The following is a 4,691-nucleotide window of genomic DNA, read 5'->3' as shown; positions in this document are numbered from 1 at the left end:
AAAAAGCCCAACAGGATGTTGGGCTTTTTTCATTTTGTATTAATAAATTTGTTTTCCACCTAAGGTTGCACAATCAACAGGCGTATTCCATTTCACAGCAGTTCCTGTGAGTACTGGACGAACAATACGCCACGGCCAGAAACCAAATCTTTGGCTTTGATGATAATTAATCACCACATCTGCACCGTATTTACGAGCAACGATCGCTAATTTAGGTTTTACTTCTTCAAAACCACCATAGGTTCCTTTCGAGGCTTTAATACGTTTAATAGATTTATAGTGTTCTGCTGAAGGAGTACCTTCAATTAAGCAAATGGGTGGGTTTGCAGTAGTTTGCATCTGAGGTTGAGATGTGGTGTCTTGAGCATATATTGTTAAAGGCAACGTTAGAAATAAAGCAGGTAAAATAAAACGGAGTTTCATATTTTTCCTTGTTGGTATCTTAATGAATTAAAGTTTATAAAATAGGTCTTATTAACATGACCTTATTTGGGGGCGCATTATAATCTTATCTTTTTAATATTTCTTATTTTAATCCTATATTTTTTAATAAATTAGCGGCACCATATTTCGCTTTTAAAAGAATAAATTGGTTTTAGAAAGTTATTTTGAAGTTTAGATTTATAATAAGTGTTTATCGAATTTAAAAAACAAAGTTTTTGACAAGAGTTTTTTCTCGAAAAGATAATCTTTAAAAATATTATTAATATGCTTTGCCTAAAATTATAGCAGCGGCAAAAGAGATGGTTATTGAATTAGAGAAATACGAAAAATAATTTGAAGGGTGTAGATCAATAGTTCTGCACTCAATTTTTTTGGTAATAATTATAAATAGTTAAGTATTTCAAAACCTACAGGCAACAAAAAACCCCATAAATCAAATATTCATGAGGTTTAATGATGGTGCCGACACACGGATTCGAACTGTGGACCTACTGATTACAAGTCAGTTGCTCTACCAACTGAGCTATGTCGGCGACGTGGAATGAATTCTACAGTTTCTTAAAAAAAATACAAGCCAAAAAATGACCACTTAAATTTTTTCTATCAATTTTTAAATGTTTATGTGCTTGGGCTTTAGAAATAACTTAAGACTTCAACACATAAATAAAAGAATCAACACGTTCGCCGCTATTTAAAGTGACTTGAACAGGTACTCTTTCGTATTCTTCGCCTTCAAAGTCATCAAGTAATTTCCAGTTTGCATTTAAATGTTCAGAGCTAAAAACAAAACCTTGAACTTGATTGGTACTTTCATCAAGCACAATTCCTGGATAGCCTAGATCAGCTCCCCAACCTTGATTGTGTAAGGTTCCGTTGACCCAACCTTCTGCCCATTGTCCGCCAATATTTTCAAGTATATGGGCATTAGGACGACCAGGGCCTAAAGTGCCATAAACAAATAAACTCGACATGTGATTTTCCTTTAATTTAAAAATTAATGAGCTTTTGCGTGTGATGTATAAACGACTAAAAATATTCCAAGTAATGACAGTACAACGGTTAAGCCTACAATCGCACTCCAGCCGCCGTGTAACCAGAACCAGCCGCCTGCTGAGCCAACAATACTCGAACCCATATAGTAAAACAGTAAGTACAGTGAACTGGCGTGTGCTTTAGCTTGTTTGCTTTCAGCACCAACGGAACTACTGGTGAGTGAGTGGGTAATAAAGAAACCCGTGGTAATAAATGCAATGCCAATAATAATGCCGAAAAGTGAGCTGAGTAGTGTCATGAGGCTACCCACAATCATTAAGGCAAAACCACTCATCATCATGGTTTTTTTACCGAAGCGCTCGGCTAATGTACCTGCTAATGATGAAGACACCATACCGAAGCTATACGACAAGAAAATAAGGCTAATTTGAGTCTGGCTAAGCGAATAAGGTGCTCCGCTTAAACGGAAAGTAGCGTAGTTAAACAAGGTAACAAATACACTGGTCAGCAAGAATCCAATTGCAAACAGACGTAGCAATTTGAAATTACTTAAATGAGTACGCCACATTTGCAGGTGAAAATTTAAATTCAAACCTTTTTTCTGTACGAAATTACGCGAAGCAGGAAGTAAATTCAAAAAGGCAATTGAGCAAATAAAACAGATTGCCCCAAGTAAGCCTAAAGCAGTGCGCCAAGAAAAATATTCAATCAAAATGCCCATGCCAACGCGGCCCATCATTCCACCAAAGGCCGTACCTGCAATATATAAACCCATGGTTTTACCAAGGTGTTCAGGTGCGATTTCTTCAGCAATCCAAGCCATGGTTACGGCGGGTACTCCACCGAGTAACAGACCTTCTAGTGCTCGAGCTATCAGTAAACTGTGCCAGTTAGGTGTAAACATCGCCACAATATTAAGAATAGCTGCACACAGCATTGAGCTAAAGATCACACCACGACGACCAATCGCTTGTGAAAAAGCGCTCGATAGGACAATTGAAATCGCTAAAAAGGCGGTCGTTAAAGACAAGGCTAAAGAGCTGCTTGCAGGGCTAATCTGGAAGCTTTGGCTAAACGCTGGCAGAAGCGGCTGTACGCAATAAATCAGAGAGAAACTAGCAAAGCCTACGAGGAATAAAGCGAAACCAGCGTGCTTATAGGCTTTAGTACCTTTGTGAATCCACTCGCGGGAAAGAACAGAAGTTGCTTCAGTGCTTAAGGTATTGGGTGTAGATGAAGAGCTCATATCATAACCATGACAGAAAAGAGGTGCAGCGCCTTTCGGTGTGCTTCATCGAGAAAATTCGATAAATTAAAATTAGCAATTTAGATGGTATTTTTCTAATATATTTAACAATAGGTCATGATATGTTTTATATATAGCGATGGAACTCAGACATATACGCTACTTTTTAGCAGTAGCAGAAGAAAAAAACTTTACCAGAACGGCGCATCGCTTAAACATGAGCCAGCCACCTTTAAGCATGCAAATACGGGACTTAGAAGAAGAGTTAGGTGCAGATTTATTTATTCGTTCTCCGCATGGGGTGGAGCTGACCGAAGCTGGGCTTGCCTTTTTAAATGCCATTCAGCCAGTACAACAACGTGTAGAAGATGCAGCGAACATTGTCAAACAAGTGGCAAATGGTGAAGTTGGCCAATTGCGATTGGGTTTTACGGGCACTTCAATGTTGAATCCTCTCATTCCTAAATGCGTTCGCTATTTTCAGCAGCAATATCCTAAAGTGAATTTAAAGCTTGAAGAAGCGAACACCTTGCTGCTCATCGACCTATTGCTTGAAGACCGTTTAGATGTTGCGATTATTCGGCCTCCACGTCATATTCCAGAGAGCTTAATCGTTCAAGAGTTATTGGCTGAACCTTTAATTGCAGCCTTGCCTTCAGAGTCTTTTAAACTAGACGAGTCATCAAAAGAAATTGATTTAGCGTCCTTACGAGAGCTTGATTTTATTGTCTCTCCACCGTCAATTAGTGCAGGGCTTTATGATGCGATCAGACAAGCATGCCAAAGCTGTGGCTTTGAACCTAGAATTGGACAAAATGCTCCGCAAATTGTGTCAATTTTATCGTTAGTGTCTGCAAATTTAGGGGTGTCTTTGGTTCCTGAGTCGACCAAACAATTGCAAATACAGGGTGTGGCTTATCGGTCGTTGCAAGCACCAGTACCTACGGTGGGTTTAGCGCTTGCATATAAAAAACATGCCCCTTCACAAATGGCGATTAATTTTGCCAGTGTGGTGCAAGTGGCTTGCCACCACGCAGAGCAATATAAATGAAATTAGCTAAATTATGATTTAGGCGCTCTATTCATTAAGAAGATGCCTGAAATAATGAAAATCGCGCCATATAAAAAAGATAAAGTCGGTTGCTCATGAATGAAGACCCAAGCCATGAGTGCTGCGAAAATGGGTTCAGAAAGTTCGGTCACTTGTACTTTTGCGGCTGGTAGATATGTTAACGCTTTGGTTGTGCAATAAAATCCAAGAATAGTAGGCAGAACTGCCAAGCCAATTAAACCTAAAATAATATTGGAATTAAAACTAATGCTATGGAAGTTAATTAAAAAGGGAACAGCCAGATAAACACTACCAAAAAGTAATAAATACTTAGTTAGGAATAAGCCACCATTTAATCTGAATTTTTTAATTAATACTGAAAATAAGCCATATCCAATACCTGCAATAGAGGCATTGATAAGCATTAGTAAACTATTTTCACCTTTCCATGAAATTAAACTAATACCTGCTACAGCTAGTAATGTTCCAGCAATAGAATGAATATAAATACTTTCTTTTAAAACTAATCTACCAAAAAATAAAGCTGAAATAGCTGCTGAAGCCATGAGTACCACGACCACATTGGCCGCAGCGCCATGGTTGTAGGCAATGGTCTCGAAAAAGAATAGAGAGAAAATCCCTAAAAAAGCACATATCGCAATTTGAGCAAAAACACTGAGCTTGCTCGGGGTGTTACTAATGTATGCAATCTTTTGGCGGACAGGGACTTTAAATAAGAAAACACTTAAAAAGAAAAAGGCAATAATGGTTTTTAAAAAGGCAATATCTTGTGGGTTTAAACCACTATGCATGAGTAATTTACTAATCACACCAATAGAGGCATTGAGTGCAGCTGCACAGAGCGCAAATAGGGTTCCGATAATTAAATTATTCACTTTTATAATACTTCCATATATTTAGCCACAAGGATTCTACATTATTTTTTGTAATAATATA

At 38.0% G+C, this 4,691-nt stretch carries 5 protein-coding genes and 1 tRNA gene; 1 reads left to right on the top strand and 5 read right to left on the bottom strand.

The window, feature by feature from the left end:
- Positions 1–39: 39 nt before the first annotated feature.
- The 4 genes from NL42_RS09460 to sxtP form a co-directional block, all read right to left on the bottom strand.
- Positions 40–423: a hypothetical protein gene (locus tag NL42_RS09460; RefSeq protein ID WP_461312565.1), complete on the bottom strand. Its 384-nt coding sequence runs from the start codon at positions 421–423 to the stop codon at positions 40–42.
- Positions 424–901: 478 nt separating this feature from the next.
- Positions 902–977, bottom strand: a tRNA-Thr gene (locus NL42_RS09455).
- 111 nt (positions 978–1,088) lie between these two features.
- Entirely contained in the window at positions 1,089–1,415 is a 327-nt protein-coding gene (locus NL42_RS09450; RefSeq protein ID WP_013196631.1) for a gamma-glutamylcyclotransferase family protein, read from the bottom strand.
- Positions 1,416–1,438: 23 nt separating this feature from the next.
- Entirely contained in the window at positions 1,439–2,683 is a 1,245-nt protein-coding gene (gene sxtP / locus NL42_RS09445) for a multidrug efflux MFS transporter SxtP (protein WP_461312564.1), read from the bottom strand.
- Positions 2,684–2,822: 139 nt separating this feature from the next.
- Here sxtP and sxtR point away from each other — a divergent pair, with 139 nt between their 5' ends.
- A complete protein-coding gene (sxtR, locus tag NL42_RS09440) occupies positions 2,823–3,734 on the top strand; it encodes a multidrug efflux pump transcriptional activator SxtR (protein WP_461312563.1) in 912 nt (303 codons plus the stop codon).
- Between the two features lie 11 nt (positions 3,735–3,745).
- Here the strand turns inward: sxtR and NL42_RS09435 are convergent, their stop codons facing one another.
- Positions 3,746–4,630, bottom strand: a complete 885-nt coding sequence (locus NL42_RS09435; RefSeq protein ID WP_461312562.1) for a DMT family transporter — start codon at positions 4,628–4,630, stop codon at positions 3,746–3,748.
- Positions 4,631–4,691 lie beyond the last annotated feature (61 nt).

The sequence above is a fragment of the Acinetobacter sp. GN11 genome, from assembly GCF_054823985.1.
This window is presented reverse-complemented; position numbering and strand designations above follow the sequence as displayed.